A 22,323-nucleotide genomic window follows, 5' to 3' on the forward strand; every position below is an offset into this window, starting at 1 on the left:
AAATGCGAAGTGGTAATTTTGATTGGCCGGCGCAAGATGGAGCGCCGAAAAAAGGCAAAATTGTGCGCGGAATGCGACGTTGCGAACAATCGACCTGTCGGCACTCTTGCTGGCAAAGATTACGTAAGCCTTGCCATTATGGCTTGTCGCGGTTGCGGATTTTTCGCGCCACGCCTATTCAACATGCGGGCGAATGATTGCCACTCGGAGACGAAAAGATGCCGGAAAAGAGTCCATTCGTGGTCGATGCCGATTGGCTTCAGGCGAAACTCAAGACGCCGGGCATCTCGGTCGTCGACGCTTCATGGTATCTGCCGGCGCAAAAGCGCGACGCGCGCGCCGAATATGATGCCGCCCATATTCCCGGCGCGGTGTTCTTTGACCTCGACATGGTCGTCGATCCTGATTCGGACCTGCCGCATATGCTGCCGCGCCCTAATCTCTTTGCCCAGCATGTCGGCTCGATGGGCATCTCCGCCGACGATACGATCGTGATCTATGACGGGCCGGGCTTCTTCTCCGCACCGCGCGTCTGGTGGATGTTCCGGGTCATGGGCGTCTTTCAGGTCTATATTCTCGACGGTGGCTTCGACGGCTGGAAAGCTGCCGGGCTCCCGGTGACGTCGGAGCCGACGAAGACGGCGGGCAATGTCTTCCATGCCAATTTCGACGCCGCGCGTGTGGCTTCGCTGGCGGATATGCGGCGCATCGTCGAGAGCGGCGAACGCCAGATCGCCGATGCCCGCCCGGCGGGACGTTTTACCGGGGTCGACCCGGAGCCGAGGGCCGGCATGCGCTCGGGCCATATGCCGGGCGCCAGGAATGTGCCTGCCAGTTCGCTTTCGGAAAACGGGCAATTCCTGCCGCTCGACCGGTTGAAGGAAAAGCTGGAAGGGGCTGGCCTCGATCTTTCGCAGCCTGTCGTCACCTCCTGCGGCTCCGGTGTCACGGCGGCTGTCATCACGCTGGCGCTGGAAAGCCTCGGCCATACCGACAACAAGCTCTACGACGGCTCATGGACCGAATGGGGCGGGCTGAGCGATACGCCGGTCGCAACCGGCAAGGATTGACCATGGCGGACGAGACCCAGTCGATACCGGTAACCGTCACCTTTCTCGAAATGGGTGCGCCGCCGGCCTATTACCCTTCGCTGCCGATGAACAAGCAGATCGCGCTCTTGAAGGCGCGTGCCGTACCGCTGCATTTCTATCGCTATCTGATGGACCGGGTCGGGCGGAAATGGCAGTGGGTCAACGCCTTGCGGCTGGATGACGAGGAGCTTTCCGCCGGCCTGCATCGCGAAGACCGCGACGTCCGCATCCTCTATCTCGACGGCGTGCCTGCCGGTTTCTTCGACATCAAGCCGCATCTGCCGGGCGAGGCCGAACTTGCCTATTTCGGCATGATGGAGCACGCCATGGGGCAGGGGCTCGGCCGCTGGTTCCTGGGCGCGGCAATCGAGGCTGCCTGGTCGCACAAGCCCGAACGGGTGACGGTGCAGACCTGCACGATGGACCACCCGGCAGCGCTTCCGCTCTATCAGAAGCTCGGTTTCTCGCCGGTTGGCCAGAAACAGGAGATGGTACGCACCATGAGTTTCGCCGAGCGTTCCGCCAGCGTCATGCGGCCCTGACATCCGGACAACCGAAGCTGAACTGCTCGTTCAGGAAGGATTCAGCTTGGGCGCGGCATGTTCGCGCCATCGAAACGGCTTTTTCCAGTCGACGCTGAAGGAGACACACATGCTGAACCGCCGCCACTTCGCAGCCGCCATGGTCGCGCTCATTGCCTTTCCGACTTTCGCGACAGCGCAGAGCGCGATGCCTTCGGCCTCGCAGATCGAGCGCAGGCTGGATGCCGCGCCGTCCAGAAAGCTGCGTCGCGACCAGCGCGTGACGGTGCGCGAGTTCAAGAATCGTCCCGAACTTCGCCGCATGGCGCCGTCCATCGACATCCAGTCGATCAATTTCGCCTTCGGTTCGGCCGAGATCCCCCATTCGCAATACGGCAAGTTGGAAAACATCGCGACAGCGCTGGAGCGCCTGCTGCGGCGTCGACCGGGCACGAAGGTGCTGATCGAGGGGCACACCGATGCGGTCGGTTCCTACGAATCGAACCAGATACTGTCCGAGCGCCGTGCAGCTTCGATGAAGCGGACGCTGGTGCGCGAGTTCGGCATTCCGGCCCGTGCGCTGGAGACTGTCGGCTATGGCGAGGAATTCCTGCTCGTGCAGACGCAGGACGAAAACTGGCAGAACCGCCGCGTGACGCTCCGGCGCATAGACGATTTTCTGCGCTGATCGATAGCGTTGTACTGGCAATCCCGGGCCGCCGATCATGGATTCGTGATCGGCGGTTTGGCGTTTCGAGCAGGGCTTTCACAATCAGGAATCGGGTGGCTGGCAGGGGGAAGGGCACGGCATAGTGCAGGCATGATCGTCTTCAGGAGTTGATGCCATGCTGCTGCGTTATGTTGCCCTTCCCACCGACCGCGTTCGCGCCCTTCAGGCCGGAGCGGTCGACGATTACGGGTTCGCGCCGGAGCGGCACATTTCTGATGGCGACGGTATGCCCTGCCGCCATTGCCTGCGGAATATCGATGCCGGCAAGGAGTATCTGATCCTTGCCTATCGGCCATTTCCGGCTCCTCAACCCTATGCCGAAACCGGGCCTATCTTCCTGCATGCCGAGGAATGCGAGCGCGCGCCGGAAACCGACACGATCCCGTCGATGTTCAGGGCAACACCGGACTACATTCTGCGCGGTTACGGCGAAGACGATCGCATCGTCTATGGCAGCGGTGCAGTGGTGCCGACGTATATGATCTGCGGGCGCGCTTATGAATTGCTGCAGCGGCCCGAGATCGCCTATGTCCACATGCGCTCTGCCCGCAACAATTGCTATCAATGCCGCATCGAGCGGGCCCACACGGACATGTGAGGGGCCGTGCAACTTTCAGTCGCAACGTCGTGATTTGCCGCAAGACTGTTGTGCACCCATGTCAATCATGCCGGAAAACACCCGGATCTCCGGCATAATTGAGGAAACAGCCCAAGCTTCGTAAGCATGATGGGATGGGAGGAGACGTATCGTCTTCGTCCAGGGCTTTGTCGCGTGGACTCCGCTGGGCAAGCGGCGGAACCGATGTCTTGCGATGAGGAGAAGTGAGATGAAAAAGTTGCTCTTTGCGTTTGCCGCAGTTCTTTTTGTTTCGGGTGGTGCAGCACTGGCCGATGAATACCCGGTCGCTGTCGGCTCCGACTCGGCGCCGAAAACCGTCATCATGCAACGGAAACACGAGGTCATGGATCGCAACTACACGGCGATGGACCCCGGCTATGAGGTGAGGCAGAACGAGCGCGGTGGAGATGCGGCCCCTGAGTCCAGGGTGCTCGCGGCCGGCCCGCTCGATCACACGACAACGGCTGCTATCGAGGCGCCGGAATATGGCCCGCATGTGAATGATCGCTACGGCGATGCACAGCCGTCGATGAGATAAGCGGCAACAATATGAGCCTTGGGCGGCGGACGGTGTCCGTCGCCCCTTCAGCCGATCGGATCGCCGTGCGGCGGTGAAGGATCGAGCAGGCCAACACGGATCTGTGAAGGGACGCAACTTTCGGTCGCAGCGTCGTGATTTGCCGTTGCGCGGTCGCGTACCTACGTCAGTCTTGCCGGAAAACACTCCCGGAATTCCGGCGCATAGAAACTGAAATCCTGACCCGAGTACAAAAGCACGATGGGATGGGAAGGTGTTGTGCCTTCGTCCAGCGTTTTTGCGCGCGGGTACCGCTGGCAAGCGGCGGAACCAATGTCTTGCGATGAGGAGAAGTGAGATGAAGAAGTTAGTCTTTGCGTTTGCCGCTGTTCTTCTGGGTTCGGGTGCGGCACTGGCTGATTCAGCCCCGCCGTCGGTTATCGTCAATCCGAACCATGTCGTTGTGGATCGCAATACCGTCCAACAGCCCACTGGCTATTCAGTAAGCCAGAATACGCGTGACAGCGATGCGGCTCCGAATTCGGCCGTCGTTGCCTCCGGCCCGATTGATCGCAGCAGCACGGCAGCGATCGAGGCACCGGAATATGGCCCGCACAGGAACGATCGCGACGGCGATGCACAGCCGTCGATGAGATAAGCGGCAAATATACAATTTGAACCTTGGGCGACGGGCGATGCCCGCCGCCACTTTTTTGGGTTCGCCCATAAAAAAAACCGCCGGACGAACCGGCGGTTTTTTCGTTTGTGTATTCGAAAAATCAGGCTGCCAGAACTGCCTTGGGCTCGACCATTTCGTAGCCGAGCGCTTCGGCAACGGCGCGATTGGTGATCTTGCCCTTGTGGACATTGAGACCGTTACGCAGATGCGGCTCATCGATGAGCGCCTTCAGGCCCTTGTCGGCAAGCTGCAGGCCGTAGTGCAGCGTCGCATTGTTAAGCGCATGCGCCGAGGTGACAGGCACGGCACCCGGCATATTGGCGACGCAGTAGTGGATGACACCGTCAACCTCATAGGTAGGGTCGGCATGGGTGGTGGCATGCGAAGTTTCGAAGCAGCCGCCCTGATCGATGGCGACATCGACGAGTACTGCGCCTTTCTTGATACCGGACAGCATTTCGCGGGTGACCAGCTTGGGCGCGGCAGCACCGGGGATCAGCACCGCGCCGACGATAACGTCCGCCGAGAAGCATTCCTCCTCGAGCGCTTCCACGGTCGAATAGCGGGTGTGAATGCGGCCGCTGAACAGGTCATCGAGCTGGCGAAGGCGCGGGATCGAGCGGTCGAGAATGGTAACGTCGGCACCGAGGCCGACCGCCATCCTGGCCGCATGAAGGCCGACGACGCCGCCGCCGATGACCGTGACCTTGCCCGGCAGAACACCCGGCACGCCGCCCAGCAGCACGCCACGGCCGCCATTGGCCTTCTGCAGCGCGGTCGCGCCGGCCTGGATGGCGAGGCGGCCGGCAACTTCCGACATCGGCGCCAGCAACGGCAGGCCGCCACGATCGTCCGTCACCGTCTCGTAGGCGACGGCAGTGACGCCGGACGCCAGAAGGCCCTTGGTCTGTTCCGGATCGGGAGCAAGGTGAAGATAGGTGTAGAGGATCTGGCCGTCGCGCAGCTGCACCCATTCGTTGGGCTGCGGTTCCTTGACCTTGACGATCATGTCCGACTTGGCGAACACGTCGGCGGCCGTCTTGGCGATGGTGGCGCCTGCAGCGCGATAGGCATTGTCATCAGCGCCTATGCCGGCGCCGGCGCCCGTCTCGACCAGAACCTCATGGCCGTGGGCTGCATATTCGCGAACCGCACCCGGCGTCAGGCCGACGCGATACTCATGATTCTTGATTTCCTTGGGGCATCCGACGCGCATTGTGTTCCTCCACTGTTTCCCGTCGATGGAATTTTTTGTATCCCTCATGAAATCACAGAATCGGCTGCGCTTGTTTGCAAATTGGGTTGCTGTTGCCGCCTGAAACCGTTATTCGTTGCGCAAAATCTCGGTATATTCGAAGGAAATACGAATAATGTCGCTCGACAGGATTGATATCGCCATTCTGGACGCTTTGCAGAAGGATGGGCGCATTCCCAATGCGGCACTTGCCGAGAAGGTCGGCCTGTCGCAGTCGGCCTGTTCGCGCCGGCTCGACAACCTGGAAAAGAGCGGCGTCATCCGCGGCTATCATGCCCGGCTTTCCAACGCAGCCCTCGGCCATCAGATGACGGCGATCGTGCATATTTCGCTGTCGGGCCAGTTCGAGAAGACGCTCTCGGATTTCGAGGCGGCGGTAAAGCGCTGCCCCAACATCCTGTCGTGCCATCTGATGTCTGGCGAATACGACTACATCCTGCGCATTGCCGCGAAGGACCTCGCCGATTACGAGCGCATCCACAAGGAATGGCTGTCGGCCATGCCGCATGTGACCAAGATCAACTCGTCCTTTGCACTGCGCGAGATCATCGACCGCACCGCGCTCGGCATGAAGCCGGAACTGGCGTGAGACACGCTGCCGCGTTGTTTGTTCTCGGCTCTGCTTCATAATCCACACATCTTACTCTTTCCAAAGGCGAGCCCGATGGATCCTGTCCCCAGCCCACATCACGTCGTCGTCGTCGGTGCCGGGTTCGGCGGCCTGGAGGCCACCCGCAACCTGACCGGTGTGCCGGTGCGCATCACCATCATCGACCGGCGCAACCATCATCTGTTCCAGCCGCTGCTGTATCAGGTCGCCACGACATCGCTGGCGACGTCAGAGATCGCGTGGCCGATACGCCAATTGCTGCGCAACCGTGAGGATGTGACGACGCTTCTCGGCACGGTTGCCGGCGTCGACAAGGCCGGCAAGCGGGTGCTGATGGAGGACGGCGAAGCTATTCCCTACGATACGCTCGTGCTGGCGACCGGTGCGCGGCACGCCTATTTCGGCCATGACGAATGGGAGCCTTATGCGCCCGGCCTGAAGACGCTGGAGGATGCGACGACCATTCGCCGGCGCATATTGATGGCCTTCGAGAAGGCCGAGCGGGAAACCGATCCCGAACGCCGCCGTGCGCGTCTGACCTTCGTCATCATCGGCGGCGGTCCGACCGGTGTGGAACTGGCCGGCACGATCGCCGAACTGGCGCATGACACGCTGCCGCGCGAGTTTCGCAACATCGACACACGCGAAGCCCGCGTGGTGCTGATCGAGGCGGGCGAGCGCGTGCTTTCGGCTTTCGTGCCGGCGCAATCGGCCTATGCGAAGAGCGCGCTCGAAAAGCTTGGCGTCGAAGTCGAGCTTGGCCGGGCGGTTTCGGAATGCAATGCGCAGGGCGTGGTCTATGGCGGGCAGCATCTGCCGGCAAAGACTATCATCTGGGCGGCTGGCGTCGCTGCATCTCCGGCCGCCGAATGGCTGGGCGCTTCGGCCGACCGGGCAGGGCGTGTAATGGTGGAGCCTGATCTCACGGTTGCCGGGCACCCCGAGATATTCGTGATTGGCGATACGGCACATGTCACGACGCCGGAAGGCAAGCCCGTTCCCGGTGTCGCGCCCGCCGCAAAGCAGCAAGGCTGGCATGTCGCGGCAACGATCAAGGCCCGGCTGAAGGGCGACAGCTCGGCACGGCCGTTTCGCTATAAGAACGATGGCAATCTCGCCACCATCGGCAAGCGCGCTGCGGTGATCGACTTTGGCTGGATCAAGCTCAACGGGCGCATTGCATGGTGGCTCTGGGGCCTTGCGCACATCTATTTCCTGATCGGCCTTCGCAACAGGCTCTCCGTCGCGCTGAGCTGGCTGTGGATCTATACGACAGGCCAGCGCAGCGCCCGGCTGATCACGCAGGGCTCCGCGCAGGCGCCCGCAAAACCGAAATGATCGCTGGTTAGCCGACAAATTGTCATCGGCGCGTCACCTGTTCCTGCTGGACTTGGTAAAAATTCGGCGCGAAACTCATAGTTTCGACGTCGATTTTTTTCGAGATCAATCTCCAGGAGAAAACCATGTCCGAGTTGCTTAATCCCTTGTCGCGGCGGTCCTTTTTAGCAGGTGCTGCGGCAACCGGGGCCTTCGTCATGCTGCATCCGTTTTCGGCACGAGCGCAGGCCAACCAGGCGCATCTCAGGATCATGGAAACGACCGACATCCATGTGAACGTGCTGCCCTACGACTATTATGCCGACAAGCCGAACGACACGATGGGCCTTTCCCGCACCGCTTCGCTGATCGACGCCGTGCGCAAGGAAGCGACCAATTCGATGCTGATCGACAATGGCGATCTTCTGCAGGGCAACCCGATGGGCGATTATGTCGCCTATGAGAAGGGCCTGAAGGAAGGCGATGTGCATCCCGTCATGAAGGGCATGAACCTGCTCGGCTACGAATGCTCGACGCTCGGCAACCATGAATTCAATTACGGCCTGTCCTTCATGGACAAGGTGCTGGCCGGGGCCAATTTCCCGTTCGTCTGCGCCAACCTGGTCAAGGGCACCGAGCTTGCCTCCAACCCGCGCGACGACAAGCTCTACCTCAAGCCCTATGTGATCCTCGACAAGAAGGTGAAGGACGGCGCGGGCGCAGAGCATCCAATCAAGATCGGCATCATTGGTTTCGTGCCGCCGCAGATCATGATCTGGGACGCCAAGAACCTGACCGGCAATGTCCTGACGCGAGACATCGTGGAGGCGGCAAAAGCCTGGGTGCCGCAGATGAAGGAGGAGGGCGCCGACATCGTCATTGCGCTCTCGCATTCCGGCATCGACAACAAGCAGGGCGACCTGATGGAGAACGCCTCGTTCTTCCTCGCCGGCGTGGACGGCATCGATGCCGTCTTCACAGGGCACCAGCACCTCGTCTTCCCCGGCCCGAAGGACTTTCAGGGGCTGGAAGGCGTCGATACGGCAAAGGGCACGCTGCAGGGCAAGCCGGCCGTCATGGGCGGCTTCTGGGGCTCGCATATGGGCCTTATCGACCTGATGCTGGAGGCGGACGGCGGCAAATGGAAGGTGGTCTCGGCGACATCCGAGGCGCGGCCGATCTATGAGCGCGTCGGGAACAAGAACAAGGCGACGGTCGAGGACGACAAGCGCATCGTCGATGCGCTCAAGGAGGATCACGAGGCAACGCTCGCCTATGTGCGCGGTCCGGTCGGCAAGACATCCGCGCCGCTCTATTCCTATTTCGCGCTGGTCGCTGACGATCCGTCCGTACAGATCGTCAGCCAGGCGCAGACCTGGTACATCAAGGACCTGCTGAAGGACACGCAGTACAAGGACCTGCCGGTGCTTTCGGCGGCAGCGCCCTTCAAGTCAGGCGGCCGCGGCGGGCCGGATTATTATACCGACGTGCCGACGGGCGACATCGCGATCAAGAACGTCGCCGACCTCTATCTCTACCCGAACACCGTGCGGGCGGTGGAGATTACCGGCGCGCAGGTGAAGGACTGGCTGGAAATGTCTGCGGGCATCTTCAATCAGGTCGAGAAGGGCAAGGCCGACCAGCCGCTGATCAACACCGACTTCCCGTCCTACAATTTCGATGTGATCGACGGCGTCAGCTACAAGATCGACCTGTCGCAGCCGCCGAAATACGATCCAAAGGGTGCCGTCATCAATGCAGGCTCGAACCGCATCGTCGATCTGATGTTCGACGGAAAACCCATTGATCCGGCTGCGAAATTCGTCGTCGCGACGAACAATTACCGCGCCGGCGGCGGCGGCAATTTCCCGGAGATCAACGCGTCCAAGATCATCTATGAGGCGCCGGACACCAACCGCGACGTGATCGTGCGCTACATCATCGACCAGAAGACGATCAACCCGTCGGCCGACGACAACTGGAGCTTTGCGCCACTGGAAGGAACGTCGGTTCTGTTCGAGACCGGCCCGAAGGCAAAGGATCTGATCGCCAATGTGAAGGGCGTCAAGATCGAGGCGGCCGGCGAAGGTGCGGAAGGTTTTGGGAAATACCGCATCACGCTCTGAGGTCACCGGAATAAACAAAAAGGGCGGCAGACCAGGTCTGCCGCCCTTTGCGTTCAATTCAGTCCCGTAGGGACCGCTCGATCAGTACATCGAGTTCGCGCCGTCGCCGTAACGGTTGTTCTTGAGGCCGTTGGTGGTTGCGCCGATGGCGGCCGTGCCCGAGTAGTCGAGGCTCTTGGGCTGGCTGACAACAACCGAATTCGGAGCGGCATCGCCGTAGCGGTCGTTCTTGACGCCGGTGCTGGTGGCGCCGATGGCGGCCGTGCCGGAGTAATCGATGGTCCTCGGAGCGCTGACGACGACCGAGGAAGGAGCGGCATCGCCGTAGCGGTCATTAGCGAGGGATGCGCCGGTGGTCAAAAGAACGGCGGCGAGGGAAAGGATGATCTTTCTCATTTTTAGTCTCCATTTTTCTTGGCCGAATTTTCTTCGGCAGAATTTTTGAAAATACAAATCATCAAGAGATTCAATATCTTCGATTGCAGAGTGTGATTTATGTACCGGGATGCTCAACTTCAAATGAAGTAACCGAGACATCGCCTGGGGTCATCGTCACGGGATTGTGTGCCGGGACGTGAATGCGCGCCCCGGATATTCCATCAGTGATTGTCGGCGCGTTCCTGAATGATCGCCGCGCGCTCCTGCGCGTTGGTCGCGCCAACCGTCGAGGAGATCGCAGCCTGCGAGGAATGGTCGATGTTGGTCGGCTGCTTGACGACGACCGAAACCGGCGCGGCGTCATGAGCCGTCTTGATCACCGAATTCGCATTCTGGGCAAGGGCGATACCGGAGGTCATCAAAACCGCGGTGAGTGCAATGATTGTCTTCTTCATCTGTATTCTCCAAAAGTTCGTCGTGATCGCGACAAGGAGTTTTCCGCGGGCATGGGAGGAAAGACACGCCAACCGGTGTTCCGGTGGAGTGGTCAAAGCTGCCGGTGGTTTTTGGAAATCCCTCGTGTTGGACGATCAACACGGCTCATATGGGTGAGGGCGCCCGCGAAAGTAAGTCGGCTGACGATCAACAGGATGCGATCCCCTGAGGGTGCCATTCACGCAAGCGTGATTCCTCTTTGCAGAACCTTGGCGGCGCGCCGAGTCGCGGGACAGAGGGTGCCGAGACGTCAGAAAGTGAGGCCGGAAACTGGCCGCAAAATTTCTTTCGGGCACCAATAAGCGGCCAAATTCTCTCCCGATGCCCTGGGGTCAGGCCTTGTAGATGACCTGCCGCACGTCGATGTACTCGGCGCGGAAACCGGCCTCGCAATAATGGAGATAAAACTCCCAGAGCTTCTTGAAGCGGTCGTCGAAGCCCAACGGAACGATCTTTTCCCAGGATTCCCAGAAGCGCAGCCGCCATTCGGCAAGCGTGCGGGCGTAGTCCTGCGGGAAGACGCGCTCGCGCAGATAGGAAAGGCCCTGATCGGCACCGAGCGATTTCAGGATCGCCGGTGTCGGCAGCATGCCGCCTGGAAAGACGTAGCGCTGGATGAAGTCCGGCCGGCTGCGGTAGATCGAATAGGCGCTTTCGTTGATGGTGATGATCTGCATGCCGGCAGTGCCGCCGGCCTTCAGGCAGTCCTTCACCTTGCCGAAGAACACCGGCCAGTATTTTTCGCCGACAGCCTCGAACATCTCGATGGAGGCGATGCGGTCATATTTGCCGGTTTCGTCGCGATAATCCTGCAGCTTGATCTCGACCTTGTCGGAAAGGCCGGCCTTGGCGATGCGGGCGGTGGCGAAATCATGCTGCTCGCGGCTGATGGTCAGGCCGGTGACGCGGCAGCCGATCTCGCGGGCGGCGAATTCGGCGAAACCGCCCCAGCCGCAGCCGATCTCCAGCACATGGTCCTTGGCGTGAATGCCGACATCCTTGGCCAATGCGCGGTATTTCGCGGTCTGCGCGCTTTCAAGGTCGTTGGCCCCGGCCGAAAACAGCGCCGAGGAGTAGGTCATGGTCGGGTCCAGCCATTCCTTGTAGAAGGCGTTGCCGAGATCGTAGTGGGCCGAAATGTTCTTCTTCGAGCCGCGATACGTGTTCTCGTTGAGCCAATGGCGGACGCGCTGAACCGCATTCAGCAGCCAGCTCGCGCCGCCGGCCAGGCGTTCGCCGGTCTCGGAATTGACCACGAAGAGTTCGAGAAACGAGGTCACGTCCGGGCTTTCCCAATCGCCGTCCATATAGGATTCGGCAACGCCGATCGTGCCGCCGGTGAAGGCGCGGCCGGGCAGGCGCCAGTTGTTCAGCACAAGCTGCGCGTCCGGGCCGGGCGCCTTGCCGCCGACCAGCACGGAGCGGCCGTCGGGCAAGGTGATCTTGAGCGAGCCGCGGGCGAGGTTCATGGCTGCCGACAGCACCATGCGCGCCTTGGCCGGCAGGCCCCTCGCCACATCGGCGAAATTGCGTTCATCCAGCCTTATCGCGTCGTCGGATGCGGCGTGATCCTGCGTCATGTCAGATCCCCGATTTCGTCGCCGAAGCCGGCGCATGCCCCTCGCATGCCATCAGCTTCCCTCTCATTCACCGGGCTCGAACGCTCCACCATGATCACGGTAGCTGACCGTTTCGGGAGCCGGGGGGCTCCTTCTGAAACGGGCGCCCTTCAACCACAGTTTCAGCGCTTCCCAGTGGATTCCTGCCATGATCTTCCATGTCATCAAGGGAAACATCAAGAGGCAGAGCGAAAGGGAGGCAGTGCCAAGCTTTTCACGCCCCTGACCGAGAACGCTTTTCGCCGCCTGACCGGCTGGTCTCAACCGGTCATTTACGATCGGATTGCGCAGGCGGTGGTAGTATTGCAGGCATTGGGGTATCGTGCGCGCATGCGCTATGTCGTTGCCGTGGTCATCGTCACCGTCTTCCTGATCTGGGACGCCACGTCCAATCAGGGCCGTTACCTCGACCATGGCGTGCGGCTGTTGCGCCACGCGGTGAGCTACTTCGGCGGCTGATCGACGAAATCGCCGGCAGGCTGCGGCTGAAAGCCCTTGTCTTGAGAGATTGACGCGGGCGCGATAGCGACCCAAAAGACGCCTCGGGAATTCAGGAGGCGTACGTGATCCGGCATATCGTGTTTTTCAGCGCCAAGCGGAAGGAAGATGTCGCTGCTGTCCGCGACGGGCTGCAGGCGCTGGCCTCGATCCCGCATTCCGATCACTTCGAAGTGACCTTCAACACCAAGGTCGATCCGCTCGGAAACGAGATCGACGTGGTGGTCTATGCCGAATTCGCCGACGAGGCCGCACTTGCCGCCTACAAGGCGCATCCGACCTATGATGCGACGACGCGAAAGGTGCGGCCGCTACGCGAATTGCGCTTCTCGGCCGATGTGGTGGCCGAAGGCGCCTGACGGCGTCGGTTCAGGCTGCTTCGCTGCGCAGCATCGCCTGTTCGTGGTCCGAGGGGCGGTGGCCTCTGAGATAGAGCGCGCAAGTCGTGCGAAGCATGGACGCGAAGTTCGGTATCTCGCCGTTTATCTCGATCGCCTCGTCGTAAAGCTTCGATATGAATTTCGGCGTCGTCAGCCCCTGGCCGTCGGCGATCTCGTCCAGCAGCGCCCAGAACGTCGCTTCAAGCTGGATGCTGGTCGAGTGGCCGCCAATGCGAATCGAGCGGTTGATCTGGCGATAGCCTTCCGGATCCTGTCCGGCAAAAACCCTGCACATCTTTCATTCCTCCCGGTTTTTCTTGGTTTTGGCGGGCGCTTGAGTCCGCTGATGGCATATTCGACGGAAATGCAGTTCGCCGCAATCGAACTTTGGTGCCTAGCCTGATTGTAACCGGCGATCATTTTCCTGCGTGGTAATGGGCTGCCACCACCTTTGATGCACCGCGCTCATAATCGATTCCAGATAGACGGCGTAACGATTACGGAGACAGGTTTGGCCAAAGCGATACACATGATGATCCGGGTTCTTGAAGAAACCCGGTCCGTTGAATTCTACAGGCAGGCATTCGGGCTCGAAATCGCCGACAGGCTGGATTTCGAGACGTTCACGCTCGTCTATCTGCGCAATACCGAAGCCGACTTCGAGGTCGAGCTCACCATCAACAAAGGCCGCGAGGAACCTTACACGCTGGGTGACGGCTACGGCCATGTCGCCTTCTGCGTCGATCATCTCGACGTCGAGCATGCCCGTTTCGAGGCGCTCGGCCTCGCTCCACGCAAAATCGTCGAATTCAACCGGGAAGGCGCTTTGCTGGCCCGGTTTTTCTTCGTCGCTGATCCGGATGGCTACCAGATCGAGGTGTTGCAACGGCACGGCCGCTACAAATAGGGACGGGGCGATCCGCACTCGGGAGGAGTGCGGCCCAGCCAGCAAGGGCGCCTGCGGGCGCATAGCAAGCAAGGGAGGAACAAGAATGGTCACGATCCATGAAGGCAGGCCTGGCCTGTCGCGCCGCGAGTTGCTGAAACGCGGCGGCGTGGGCGCCGCACTGCTCGTTATCAGCGGCAGCGCCGTTATCAGCCCGCAACATGCCTGGGGGCTCGAAACGACGGCCCTCAAGCCTGAGACGATGGCAACCCTGATCCAGATGGCGCGCGACATCTATCCGCACGACCAGGTGCCGGACAAATATTACGCCATCGCCGTCAAGAGCCATGACGAGATGGCCGGCAAGGATGCCGCGCACAAGGAACTCATCGAAAAAGGCATCGCCGATCTCGATCAGAAGGCCGGTGCCGGCGGCTATGCCGGGCTTGGCTGGGAGGAGGAGCGGGTGAAGCTTCTCCAGGGTATCGAGGACACGCCGTTCTTCCAGGCGATCCGGGGCGGACTGGTCGTCGGGCTCTATAACCAGAAGGAGATCTGGCCGATCTTCGGCTATGAGGGCGAGTCCTACTCCAAGGGAGGCTACATCGCGCGCGGCTTCGACGACATCGAGTGGCTTTAGAGCCCGTTTCGTCAAGCCATTGCAATTATTGACCTTTGGGAGGAAACCATGGTCGCGAAATATGATCTGAACGATGACAAGGTCGTCGTAATCATCGGCTCCGGCGCCGGCGGCGGCACACTCGGCAACGAACTCGCCCAGAAGGGCATCGACGTTGTCATACTCGAAGCCGGAAATCGCTACGAATATGCGGATTTCATCAATGACGAGTGGGACAGTTTTGCCCAGCTCTCCTGGGGCGATCCGCGCACCGCTTCCGGCGGCTGGCGGGTCGCCAAGGATTTTTCGGGCCTTCCGGCCTGGATCGTCAAGGCTGTCGGCGGAACGACCACGCATTGGGCCGGTGCATCGCTTCGCCTGCAGGATCATGAATTCAAGGCGCTGACCCATTACGGCAAGATCGAGGGCGCGAATCTGCTCGACTGGCCGCTGACGCTAGCGGAACTCGAACCATACTACGCCAAGGCCGAAGACAAGATGGGGGTGACCCGCACCAACGGCATCGAAGGCCTGCCGGGAAACAACAACTTCAAAATCCTCAAGGCCGGCGCCGACGCGCTTGGCTACAAGGAATGCCACACCGGCAATATGGCGATCAATTCCGCCGAGCGTGATGGCCGGATGGGCTGCCAGCAGACCGGCTTCTGTTTCCAGGGCTGCAAATGGGGCGCGAAATGGTCGACGCTCTATACGGAAATCCCCAAGGGCGAAGAAACCGGCAAGCTGGAGGTTCGCCCCAACAGCCATGTCGTCAAGATCGAGCATGACGACAGCGGCAAGGTGACGAACGTCGTTTACGCCGACAAGGACGGCAAGCTGCAAAGCCAGAAGGCGCGCATCGTCTGCGTTGCCGGCAATTCGATCGAAAGCCCGCGGCTGCTGCTCAATTCGGCATCGTCGAAGTTTCCGGACGGGCTTGCCAATTCATCGGGGCAGGTGGGCAAGAACTACATTCGCCACACCACCGGCTCGGTCTACGCGATATTCGACAAGCCGGTGCACATGTATCGCGGCACGACCATGGCCGGAATCGTGCGCGACGAGGCAAAGCACGATCCTTCGCGCGGCTTTGTCGGCGGGTATGAACTGGAGACGCTGTCGCTTGGCCTGCCGTTCATGGCCGCCTTCCTCAATCCGGGTGGCTGGGGCCGAGGGTTCACCACGGCACTCGACCACTACGACCATATGGCCGGCATGTGGATCGTCGGCGAGGACATGCCGCAGGAACAGAACGCGGTGAAACTACATGGCGAGATGAAAGACAAATACGGCATGCCGATACCGGACGTCTGGTTCACCGACCATGCCAATGATGATGCCATGCGCAACCATGCCTACAAGCAGGGCATGGCCATGTATGACGCTGTCGGGGCAACGCGGACGTTCCCGACGCCGCCTTATCCGTCCACGCACAATCTCGGCACCAACCGCATGAGCGAGAAGGCGTCCGACGGCGTGGTCAACAAGTTCGGCCAGACGCACGACATCAAGAACCTGTTCGTGTCGGACGGCAGCCAGTTCACCACCGGCGGCGCGGAGAACCCGACGCTGACCATCGTGACGCTGGCGATCCGGCAGGCAGATCATATCGCCAAGGAGATGGCGGCCAAGAACATCTAGGACGACCTCCCCGAGACCCTGCCTCCGGCGTGGAATGTCTTTTCGACATTCTGCGCCGGATTTTTTGTGCGCAAGCTGTGCCAAAAATGGATGCATGAGCGCCTTCTGCGCAGAATTTGTGCAGCGCACAATATCGATTGCACTAATATAACCCATAGTTGTGCAAGGGCGACCGTGCGCGATCTCACCCGCATCATCATATCCATTTGAAAATGCAGGGATAATCGTCTCCTGTCTGAATCGGGCGTCAATTGGCACGGCGATTGCATTGCTTCTTGTGTGCGAGTCGCGGGGGGCTCGCATACCAGTTTCGGGATTTTCATCCCAAAGTCGTTGCCTTCGAGGGGAAGGCGCTCGACCGGAGCGCGGCGTCACGATCGCGCCCGGTCGAGCCAGCTATCTGGGACTTGCTGCCCGCCCACATGGACATTGCGCGCAAAGCCTTTATTCATGTCGGCAGGGCGCTTTGCCCCAACAGGCAGAAAATGCTCAGACCGCAGAAAATCCCGATCAGCCAGATCTATGTGCCGACGGAGCGCCGCAAGACGCTGCATCCAGATACGGTGCGGGTGATCGCCGAGAGCATCGTCGAAAACGGCCAGCAGACGCCGATACAGGTGCGCTTCGACGGCAAGCGCTATGTGCTCATCGAAGGGCTGCATCGGCTCGAAGCCGTGAAATGGCTCGGCGAGACGACGATCGATGGCTACATCGTGCAGGCCAAGCGGCACTAGAGACCTTTGCCTCGCCGGAGCGAATTCTGAAAAGGTCGCTTAATTCTTAGCCGTGATGGCCCTTTGCCACCTCCTGCGTCAGCGTGGTGATGAAGCGCTTGGTGCGCTCGCGCTGCGGATTGTCGAAGACCTCGCGCGCCGGTCCCGTCTCTACCACCACGCCGGCATCCAGAAACACGACTTCGTTGGCGATGGAGGAAGCAAGACGAAGGTCGTGGGTGGCCATGACCATGGTCGTGCCCTCCCTGGCGAGATCGCTCAGAACATCCACCACTTCCTGTGCGAGTTCGGGGTCGAGCGCCGAAGTAGGCTCATCGCACAGCAGAACCTTGGGCGAGGGCGCCAGCGCGCGCGCAATCGCGACGCGCTGCTGCTGGCCGCCCGAAAGCGTTGCCGGCCATGCATCGGCCTTGTGGGCCATGCCGACCTTTTCGAGCAGTGCCGCAGCCCGCTCGCGCGCCTTGGCCTCCGGCCATTTGAGCACGGTGGTGAGACCTTCCATGACGTTTTCGATCGCTGTGCGATGCGGGAAAAGCTGGAAATTCTGGAACACCATGCCGGTCTGGCGGCGCAGGCGCTGGATTGCGGCGGTTGCGACCTTCTGGCCGGGATGAAACTCCAGCCGGTCGGTGCCGATGCGCACTGCGCCTGAGGTCGGGATTTCGAGCAGGTTGATGCAGCGCAGAAGCGTGCTCTTGCCGCCGCCCGACGGGCCGACGAGCGCGGTCACGGTACCTTCCTTGATGGCGACGGAGACGCCCTTGAGGACCATCAGGTCGCCGAACTGCTTTTCGATGTTTTCCAGACCGATCATGACCGTGCCTCGATAAAGCCGCCATAGCGCCCGAGGCGGTGTTCAAGCCGGACCTGAAGCTGTGACAGGATCGAGCTCAGGGCCAGATAGATGAGTGCTGCCTCGACATAGAGGATCAACGGTTCGTATGTGGTGGCGACGATGCGCTGCGCGGCCTGGAACAGTTCGGGCACGGTGATGGCCGCGGCAAGCGACGTGTCCTTGACCAGCGAAATGAAGGTGTTCGACAGCGGCGGTACGGCGACGCGGGCCGCCTGCGGCAGGATGGTGCGGCGCATGGCCTGCGACCATGTCATGCCGATCGAATAGGCCGCTTCCCACTGGCCCTTCGGCACCGAGCCGATGACGGCGCGGATGATTTCCGATGTGTATGCGCCGACATTCAACGTGAAGCCGATCAATGCGGCGGGGAAGGCATCGAGCACGATGCCGACGCTGGGCAGGCCGTAGAAGATCAGGAAAAGCTGCACCAGAAGCGGCGTGCCGCGGATGATCCAGACATAGAAGCGCACGATCGCGACAAGCGGTGCGGGGCCGAAGAGCCGAATGATGGCCACGATCAGCCCGAGCGTGAGGCCGAGCGCAAAGGATAAGAGCGTGAGCGGGGCCGAAAACACGACAGCCGCCCATAGAAGCGGCCCGAGCGAATCCAGCATCAATTGAAGCCAGTGGGGCAAGGTATGTTCCTCCGGTCCCTACTTAAATTTCTCGGGAGCCAAGGTGCGGCTCGCGGATATGATCTAATTATCGGGAAAGGTTGCAGGTTTTTCGCAAAAGATCATGCGCAAAATGAAAGGCGGACCAGCCTGCCGGCCGATCCGCCTCATTGCATGCGATGTGACTACTTCGAAACGTCCTGTCCGAAATATTTGTCGGAGATTTTCTGGTAGGTGCCGTCCGACTGGATTTCCTTCAGCGCCGCGTTGATGGCCTCGAGCAGTTCGGGCTCGCCCTTGCGGATGATGACGCCCGAATAGTCGGCCTTGTCCTCGGTCGCGGCGATCTTCACATTGGCGTCGGGCTTGTGCTTCTTGAAGTCGAGGAAGGACAGGCCGTCGTTGATGGTGGCGTCGGCGCGACCGTTGAGCACGAGCTGGATCGACTGGTCGAAGCCGTCTGTGCCGACCAAGGCCGCACCTGATGCCTCGGCGAGCTTGCCGAAGTTGCTGGTCAGCGACTGGGCCGACTTCTTGCCCTTGAGATCGGCAAAGGTCTTGATGTCCTCATTGTCGCCGCGCACGATCAGTGCTGCCTTGGAGGCGATGTAGGGCTCCGAGAAATCATATTTCTGCTTGCGGGCGTCGGTGATGCCGACCTGATTGATGACGGCGTCATAACGGTTGGCGTCGAGGCCGGCGATCAACCCGTCCCAGCGACCTTCGAGGAATTCAGCCTTCACGCCGAGGCGCTTGGCGATCTCCTCGCCGATCTCGACATCGAAGCCGACGAGCTTGCCCGACGTATCGTGATAGGTGAAGGGCGCATAGGTGCCCTCGGTGCCGATCTTGAAGACACCGGCGCTCTTGACCTGTTCGAGGTTGGAGCCGGCATGGCCGGGAGCGAGCGCCAGAAGCTGCAAGGCACCGGCGACGAGCAGCGTGTTCAACCATTTCATGGTGTTTGATCCTGAAGTTTCCCGGCCCATGGCCGGTCAATTGCGAAGAACCCCCAGACTGTCAGAACGATAGCATGAATGGAACGCGAATATTTTTCCAAGGAACGAAATTTGTAAAATCCTGATCCCGATATGCGAGATTTTCTGAAATTAAATTGCGTGAAATCTGGCCGTATTTGACCCATGCGAAAATTACATGACCCTGGCGGTCGCCGGCTTAACCGGCAGTTCGGCTGATGAAAACCAGACATCACGATAAATCGCGGTGGCGGTCTCATCTGGCGCTTTATCGGTGGTCAGCCAGAGCGAGCGCGTTCGGGCCGCTTCCCGCTTGCTTGGCACCTTTGTGCAGCCTTCCGTGCTCGAAGCGCCGACGCAGGGAATGAACCAGGACGGCATCAACGGCTTTACCGAGAAGCCGGTGGCCGCGCGCCGGACCAAAAGCGCAACGCCGACTTCTTCGGCCGGTCGCCAGGGAAAGATCATGCGCCCATCGGGACGCAGGGCCTGCAACCATGATGGCGGCGGGCAGGCGACACCGGCGTTGACGTAGATCAGGTCGCATTGCGGGATCGGCAGGGCCGTGGCGTCTCCCACGGTGACGGACGCATTTTCGAAGGGTTTCAGATTTTGGCGTGCCTGGCGCGCAAGGTGGGGTTCGAGCTCGAAAGCTTTCACCTTGCCACCGGGCAAGACGAGCACTGACATGATCGCAGTGTAGTAACCGGTGCCGGCGCCGATGTGGCAGACGGTTTCGCCGGGTTGCGGCGAAACCGCGCCTATCCATGCGGCATGAAGATAAGGCTCGCCGTTGTTGATGCCCTTGTCAGCATCAAGCGCCACGAGCGCATTCTGGTAGAGATAGACGGGGTCGTCACTGGGCGTTTCGACATAACGATGACTGACGTTGATCTTGATCTTCCACGGCCCGGGCGGCATGAACGCCTCGCGCGGGACCAGCTCGAAGACCCGCTCCAGCCTGGGGTCGCTGGAATGGCTCGCGGCAAGCATCAGCTTGGCATAGAAGGCGCGCGCCTCCTCGAGATTCCTGCCTTTTCGCATGCCGGTCCACCTCCTCGTATCGACATTACGGAACGAGGCATGCTCTTCGTCAAGGCCGTGTTGGGTCAGGAAAATCAGATAAGTTGAATGCTGCACACTGATTTTGCTGTGTTATTCTTTCATTAGCCTGAGTGAGTCGGCCAATCATCGTCAGAGTGAATCAGTTGTTCGAGTGAGTGCAAGGCGAGGCCGCAAGGCTGGCGCAAGCAAGCGCGCTCACTCTCTGTGTTGAAGTTTTGTTGCTGTTCCTTGTGTTTGGGCGAAACGGGCAAGGGGAAAGCCGGATGCAGCACGTTATCGAAGATAGTCTGAAGCCGCGCCTGACCGAACGTGTGGATATCCTCACGGCGGTCAACATCCTGCGGTCGCGCGGCTATCGCAATGAAGACCTGATCGCCGAGATCACGCGATTGTTCTACGTCGATCTCGACGAATACAACGACGTCGTACAGCTCAGCGCGTAACGACGCGCCAAGACTGCGACAGGTCACCTGTGAGGCAAAGCCTCACAGCGGGATGTTGTCGTGCTTCTTCCAGGGATTCTGCAAATCCTTGTTGCGCAGCATGCGCAGCGCGCGTGCGACACGCCGGCGCGTCGAATGCGGCATGATCACCTCATCGATATAACCACGCTCGGCGGCGACGAAGGGCGACAGGAAGCGATCCTCGTAAGCCTTTGTGTGGGCTGCGATTTTCTCGGCGTCGCCGATATCCTTGCGATAGATGATCTCGACCGCGCCCTTGGCGCCCATCACCGCGATCTGCGCTGTCGGCCAGGCGTAGTTCATGTCGCCGCGCAGATGTTTCGAGGCCATGACGTCATAGGCGCCGCCATAGGCTTTTCGCGTGATGACGGTGATCTTGGGCACGGTCGCTTCGGCATAGGCAAACAGCAGCTTTGCGCCGTGCTTGATCAACCCGCCATACTCCTGCGCGGTGCCGGGCAGGAAGCCGGGCACGTCGACGAAGGTGACGATCGGGATGTTGAAGCAGTCGCAGAAGCGCACGAAGCGCGCGGCCTTGCGGCTGGCATCCGAATCCAGCACGCCGGCCAGCACCATCGGCTGATTGGCGACGAAACCGACGGTGCGGCCTTCGATGCGGCCGAAGCCGGTGACGATGTTCTTGGCAAAGCTCGGCTGTATCTCGAAGAAATCGCCTTCGTCGGCGGTCTTCAGGATCAGTTCCTTGATGTCGTAGGGCTTGTTGGCGTTGTCCGGGATCAGCCGGTCGAGCGACAGATCATGGTCGGTGACGGACTGGAAGCACTCGATTTCCGGCAGTTCGGCAGTGTTGGATGCCGGCAGGAAATCGACCAGGCGGCGCATCTGCAGCAGCGTCTCGACGTCGTTGTCGTATGCGCCGTCGGCGATCGAGGATTTCGTCGTGTGGATGGAAGCGCCGCCGAGGCTTTCGGCTGTCACGGTCTCGTTAGTGACGGTCTTCACGACATCCGGGCCGGTCACGAACATGTAGGACGTGTCGCGCACCATGAAGATGAAGTCGGTCATGGCCGGCGAATAGACGTCGCCGCCGGCGCATGGGCCCATGATGACGGAGATTTGCGGGATGACGCCCGAGGCCAGCACGTTGCGCTGGAAGATTTCGGCATAGCCGCCGAGGGCTGCGACGCCTTCCTGGATGCGTGCGCCGCCGGCGTCGTAAAGGCCGATGATCGGCGCGCGGTTGCGCAGGGCCATGTCCTGCACCTTATGCACCTTCTCGGCATGCGCCTCGGACAGCGAGCCGCCGAAGACGGTAAAATCCTTGGCGAAGAGATAGACAGGCCGCCCGTTGACCGTGCCCCAGCCGGTGACGACGCCGTCGCCCGCGATCTTGGTGCCTTCCATGCCGAAATCGGTCGAGCGATGCTCGACATACATGTCAAATTCCTCGAACGAGCCTTCGTCGAGGAATATCTCGATGCGTTCGCGGGCGGTGAGCTTGCCCTTCTTGTGCTGGGCGGCGATGCGCGCCGGGCCGCCGCCGGCGCGGGCCATTTCGCGGCGGCGTTCAAGTTCCTTCAGCACATCTTTCATGACGAACGTGTCCCCAGGGCAAGTGTTTTGCCAGCGGTGTTAGCACGACAGCCGGCGAGCGCAAATATCGGGTCTGCG

Annotated in this window: 26 protein-coding genes and 1 pseudogene; 16 read left to right on the forward strand and 11 right to left on the reverse strand. The window is 60.6% G+C overall.

The features are described 5' to 3' along the window. The first annotated feature begins 218 nt into the window (after window positions 1-218). The 6 genes from sseA to BM413_RS11605 all read left to right on the forward strand — a co-directional run bounded on the left by sseA (window position 219) and on the right by BM413_RS11605 (window position 4,136). Window positions 219-1,070, forward strand: coding sequence for a 3-mercaptopyruvate sulfurtransferase (gene sseA, locus BM413_RS11580; protein ID WP_091913473.1), 852 nt, complete (start codon window positions 219-221; stop codon window positions 1,068-1,070). A 2-nt stretch (window positions 1,071-1,072) separates the two neighbouring features. Next, window positions 1,073-1,633, forward strand: a complete 561-nt coding sequence (locus BM413_RS11585; protein ID WP_091913475.1) for a GNAT family N-acetyltransferase — start codon at window positions 1,073-1,075, stop codon at window positions 1,631-1,633. A gap of 109 nt (window positions 1,634-1,742) precedes the next feature. Further along, entirely contained in the window at window positions 1,743-2,300 is a 558-nt protein-coding gene (locus BM413_RS11590) for an OmpA family protein (RefSeq protein WP_091913721.1), read from the forward strand. A gap of 157 nt (window positions 2,301-2,457) precedes the next feature. Further along, window positions 2,458-2,940, forward strand: a complete 483-nt coding sequence (locus BM413_RS11595) for a DUF1203 domain-containing protein (RefSeq protein ID WP_091913477.1) — start codon at window positions 2,458-2,460, stop codon at window positions 2,938-2,940. Window positions 2,941-3,169: 229 nt separating this feature from the next. Beyond that, the gene (locus tag BM413_RS11600; RefSeq protein ID WP_091913479.1) at window positions 3,170-3,499 is read left to right on the forward strand and encodes a hypothetical protein; all 330 of its coding nucleotides are present in this window, start codon (window positions 3,170-3,172) and stop codon (window positions 3,497-3,499) included. Window positions 3,500-3,836: 337 nt separating this feature from the next. Further along, window positions 3,837-4,136, forward strand: coding sequence for a hypothetical protein (locus BM413_RS11605; RefSeq protein ID WP_091913481.1), 300 nt, complete (start codon window positions 3,837-3,839; stop codon window positions 4,134-4,136). A 121-nt stretch (window positions 4,137-4,257) separates the two neighbouring features. Here BM413_RS11605 and ald read toward each other — a convergent pair whose 3' ends face one another. Then, window positions 4,258-5,373: an alanine dehydrogenase gene (gene ald / locus BM413_RS11610; RefSeq protein ID WP_091913482.1), complete on the reverse strand. Its 1,116-nt coding sequence runs from the start codon at window positions 5,371-5,373 to the stop codon at window positions 4,258-4,260. 154 nt (window positions 5,374-5,527) lie between these two features. On the opposite strand from ald, the gene BM413_RS11615 reads away from it, so the two are divergent. The 3 genes from BM413_RS11615 (at window position 5,528) to BM413_RS11625 (ending at window position 9,465) form a co-directional block, all read left to right on the forward strand. Beyond that, a complete protein-coding gene (locus tag BM413_RS11615) occupies window positions 5,528-6,001 on the forward strand; it encodes an Lrp/AsnC family transcriptional regulator (protein WP_091913484.1) in 474 nt (157 codons plus the stop codon). 75 nt (window positions 6,002-6,076) lie between these two features. Continuing rightward, complete coding sequence (locus BM413_RS11620) at window positions 6,077-7,360, forward strand: NAD(P)/FAD-dependent oxidoreductase (RefSeq protein WP_091913486.1); 1,284 nt, start codon at window positions 6,077-6,079, stop codon at window positions 7,358-7,360. A gap of 125 nt (window positions 7,361-7,485) precedes the next feature. Next, window positions 7,486-9,465 carry a bifunctional 2',3'-cyclic-nucleotide 2'-phosphodiesterase/3'-nucleotidase gene (locus BM413_RS11625; RefSeq protein WP_091913487.1) on the forward strand — a complete coding sequence of 660 codons (1,980 nt, stop codon included), beginning with the start codon at window positions 7,486-7,488 and terminating at the stop codon, window positions 9,463-9,465. An 81-nt stretch (window positions 9,466-9,546) separates the two neighbouring features. Here BM413_RS11625 and BM413_RS11630 read toward each other — a convergent pair whose 3' ends face one another. The 4 genes and pseudogenes from BM413_RS11630 to BM413_RS33595 form a co-directional block, all read right to left on the reverse strand. Beyond that, on the reverse strand, window positions 9,547-9,861 hold the full coding sequence (locus tag BM413_RS11630) for a hypothetical protein (protein WP_091913488.1): 315 nt from the start codon (window positions 9,859-9,861) through the stop codon (window positions 9,547-9,549). Between the two features lie 203 nt (window positions 9,862-10,064). Beyond that, complete coding sequence (locus tag BM413_RS11635) at window positions 10,065-10,298, reverse strand: hypothetical protein (RefSeq protein WP_091913489.1); 234 nt, start codon at window positions 10,296-10,298, stop codon at window positions 10,065-10,067. Between the two features lie 372 nt (window positions 10,299-10,670). Beyond that, window positions 10,671-11,918, reverse strand: a complete 1,248-nt coding sequence (locus BM413_RS11640) for an SAM-dependent methyltransferase (protein ID WP_091913490.1) — start codon at window positions 11,916-11,918, stop codon at window positions 10,671-10,673. A 63-nt stretch (window positions 11,919-11,981) separates the two neighbouring features. Beyond that, window positions 11,982-12,176 (reverse strand): annotated as a pseudogene (locus BM413_RS33595) (DUF1365 family protein); the annotation flags it as partial. A 75-nt stretch (window positions 12,177-12,251) separates the two neighbouring features. Here BM413_RS33595 and BM413_RS33600 point away from each other — a divergent pair. After that, window positions 12,252-12,416, forward strand: a complete 165-nt coding sequence (locus tag BM413_RS33600; RefSeq protein WP_244537845.1) for a hypothetical protein — start codon at window positions 12,252-12,254, stop codon at window positions 12,414-12,416. Window positions 12,417-12,520: 104 nt separating this feature from the next. Next, a complete protein-coding gene (locus BM413_RS11650) occupies window positions 12,521-12,814 on the forward strand; it encodes a Dabb family protein (RefSeq protein WP_091913492.1) in 294 nt (97 codons plus the stop codon). Between the two features lie 10 nt (window positions 12,815-12,824). Here BM413_RS11650 and BM413_RS11655 read toward each other — a convergent pair whose 3' ends face one another. Then, a complete protein-coding gene (locus BM413_RS11655) occupies window positions 12,825-13,130 on the reverse strand; it encodes a ribbon-helix-helix domain-containing protein (protein ID WP_091913494.1) in 306 nt (101 codons plus the stop codon). A gap of 216 nt (window positions 13,131-13,346) precedes the next feature. Between BM413_RS11655 and BM413_RS11660 the strand changes: the two genes are divergently transcribed. The 4 genes from BM413_RS11660 (at window position 13,347) to BM413_RS11675 (ending at window position 16,715) form a co-directional block, all read left to right on the forward strand. Next, window positions 13,347-13,742, forward strand: coding sequence for a VOC family protein (locus BM413_RS11660; RefSeq protein ID WP_091913496.1), 396 nt, complete (start codon window positions 13,347-13,349; stop codon window positions 13,740-13,742). A gap of 85 nt (window positions 13,743-13,827) precedes the next feature. Beyond that, a complete protein-coding gene (locus tag BM413_RS11665; RefSeq protein ID WP_091913497.1) occupies window positions 13,828-14,361 on the forward strand; it encodes a twin-arginine translocation signal domain-containing protein in 534 nt (177 codons plus the stop codon). A gap of 48 nt (window positions 14,362-14,409) precedes the next feature. Next, entirely contained in the window at window positions 14,410-15,981 is a 1,572-nt protein-coding gene (locus BM413_RS11670) for a GMC family oxidoreductase (protein ID WP_091913499.1), read from the forward strand. A gap of 485 nt (window positions 15,982-16,466) precedes the next feature. Beyond that, window positions 16,467-16,715 (forward strand): ParB N-terminal domain-containing protein, encoded by a 249-nt coding sequence (locus BM413_RS11675; protein WP_091913722.1) that lies wholly within the window; start codon window positions 16,467-16,469, stop codon window positions 16,713-16,715. A gap of 46 nt (window positions 16,716-16,761) precedes the next feature. Here the strand turns inward: BM413_RS11675 and BM413_RS11680 are convergent, their stop codons facing one another. The 4 genes from BM413_RS11680 to BM413_RS11695 form a co-directional block, all read right to left on the reverse strand. Next, complete coding sequence (locus tag BM413_RS11680) at window positions 16,762-17,529, reverse strand: amino acid ABC transporter ATP-binding protein (protein WP_091913501.1); 768 nt, start codon at window positions 17,527-17,529, stop codon at window positions 16,762-16,764. Continuing rightward, window positions 17,526-18,206, reverse strand: a complete 681-nt coding sequence (locus BM413_RS11685) for an amino acid ABC transporter permease (protein ID WP_091913503.1) — start codon at window positions 18,204-18,206, stop codon at window positions 17,526-17,528. Before BM413_RS11685 ends, BM413_RS11680 begins: the two co-directional genes overlap by 4 nt. Window positions 18,207-18,370: 164 nt before the next feature. Then, window positions 18,371-19,144 (reverse strand): amino acid ABC transporter substrate-binding protein, encoded by a 774-nt coding sequence (locus BM413_RS11690; RefSeq protein WP_091913505.1) that lies wholly within the window; start codon window positions 19,142-19,144, stop codon window positions 18,371-18,373. Window positions 19,145-19,336: 192 nt separating this feature from the next. Continuing rightward, window positions 19,337-20,206 (reverse strand): protein-L-isoaspartate O-methyltransferase family protein, encoded by an 870-nt coding sequence (locus BM413_RS11695; RefSeq protein ID WP_091913507.1) that lies wholly within the window; start codon window positions 20,204-20,206, stop codon window positions 19,337-19,339. 284 nt (window positions 20,207-20,490) lie between these two features. Here BM413_RS11695 and BM413_RS11700 point away from each other — a divergent pair, with 284 nt between their 5' ends. Next, a complete protein-coding gene (locus BM413_RS11700) occupies window positions 20,491-20,670 on the forward strand; it encodes a hypothetical protein (protein ID WP_091913509.1) in 180 nt (59 codons plus the stop codon). A 42-nt stretch (window positions 20,671-20,712) separates the two neighbouring features. On the opposite strand, the gene BM413_RS11705 is transcribed toward BM413_RS11700, so the two are convergent. Further along, the gene (locus BM413_RS11705) at window positions 20,713-22,245 is read right to left on the reverse strand and encodes an acyl-CoA carboxylase subunit beta (protein WP_091913511.1); all 1,533 of its coding nucleotides are present in this window, start codon (window positions 22,243-22,245) and stop codon (window positions 20,713-20,715) included. Window positions 22,246-22,323: the final 78 nt, after the last annotated feature.

The organism is Mesorhizobium sp. YR577, from assembly GCF_900116595.1.
Taxonomy (GTDB): domain Bacteria; phylum Pseudomonadota; class Alphaproteobacteria; order Rhizobiales; family Rhizobiaceae; genus Mesorhizobium_M.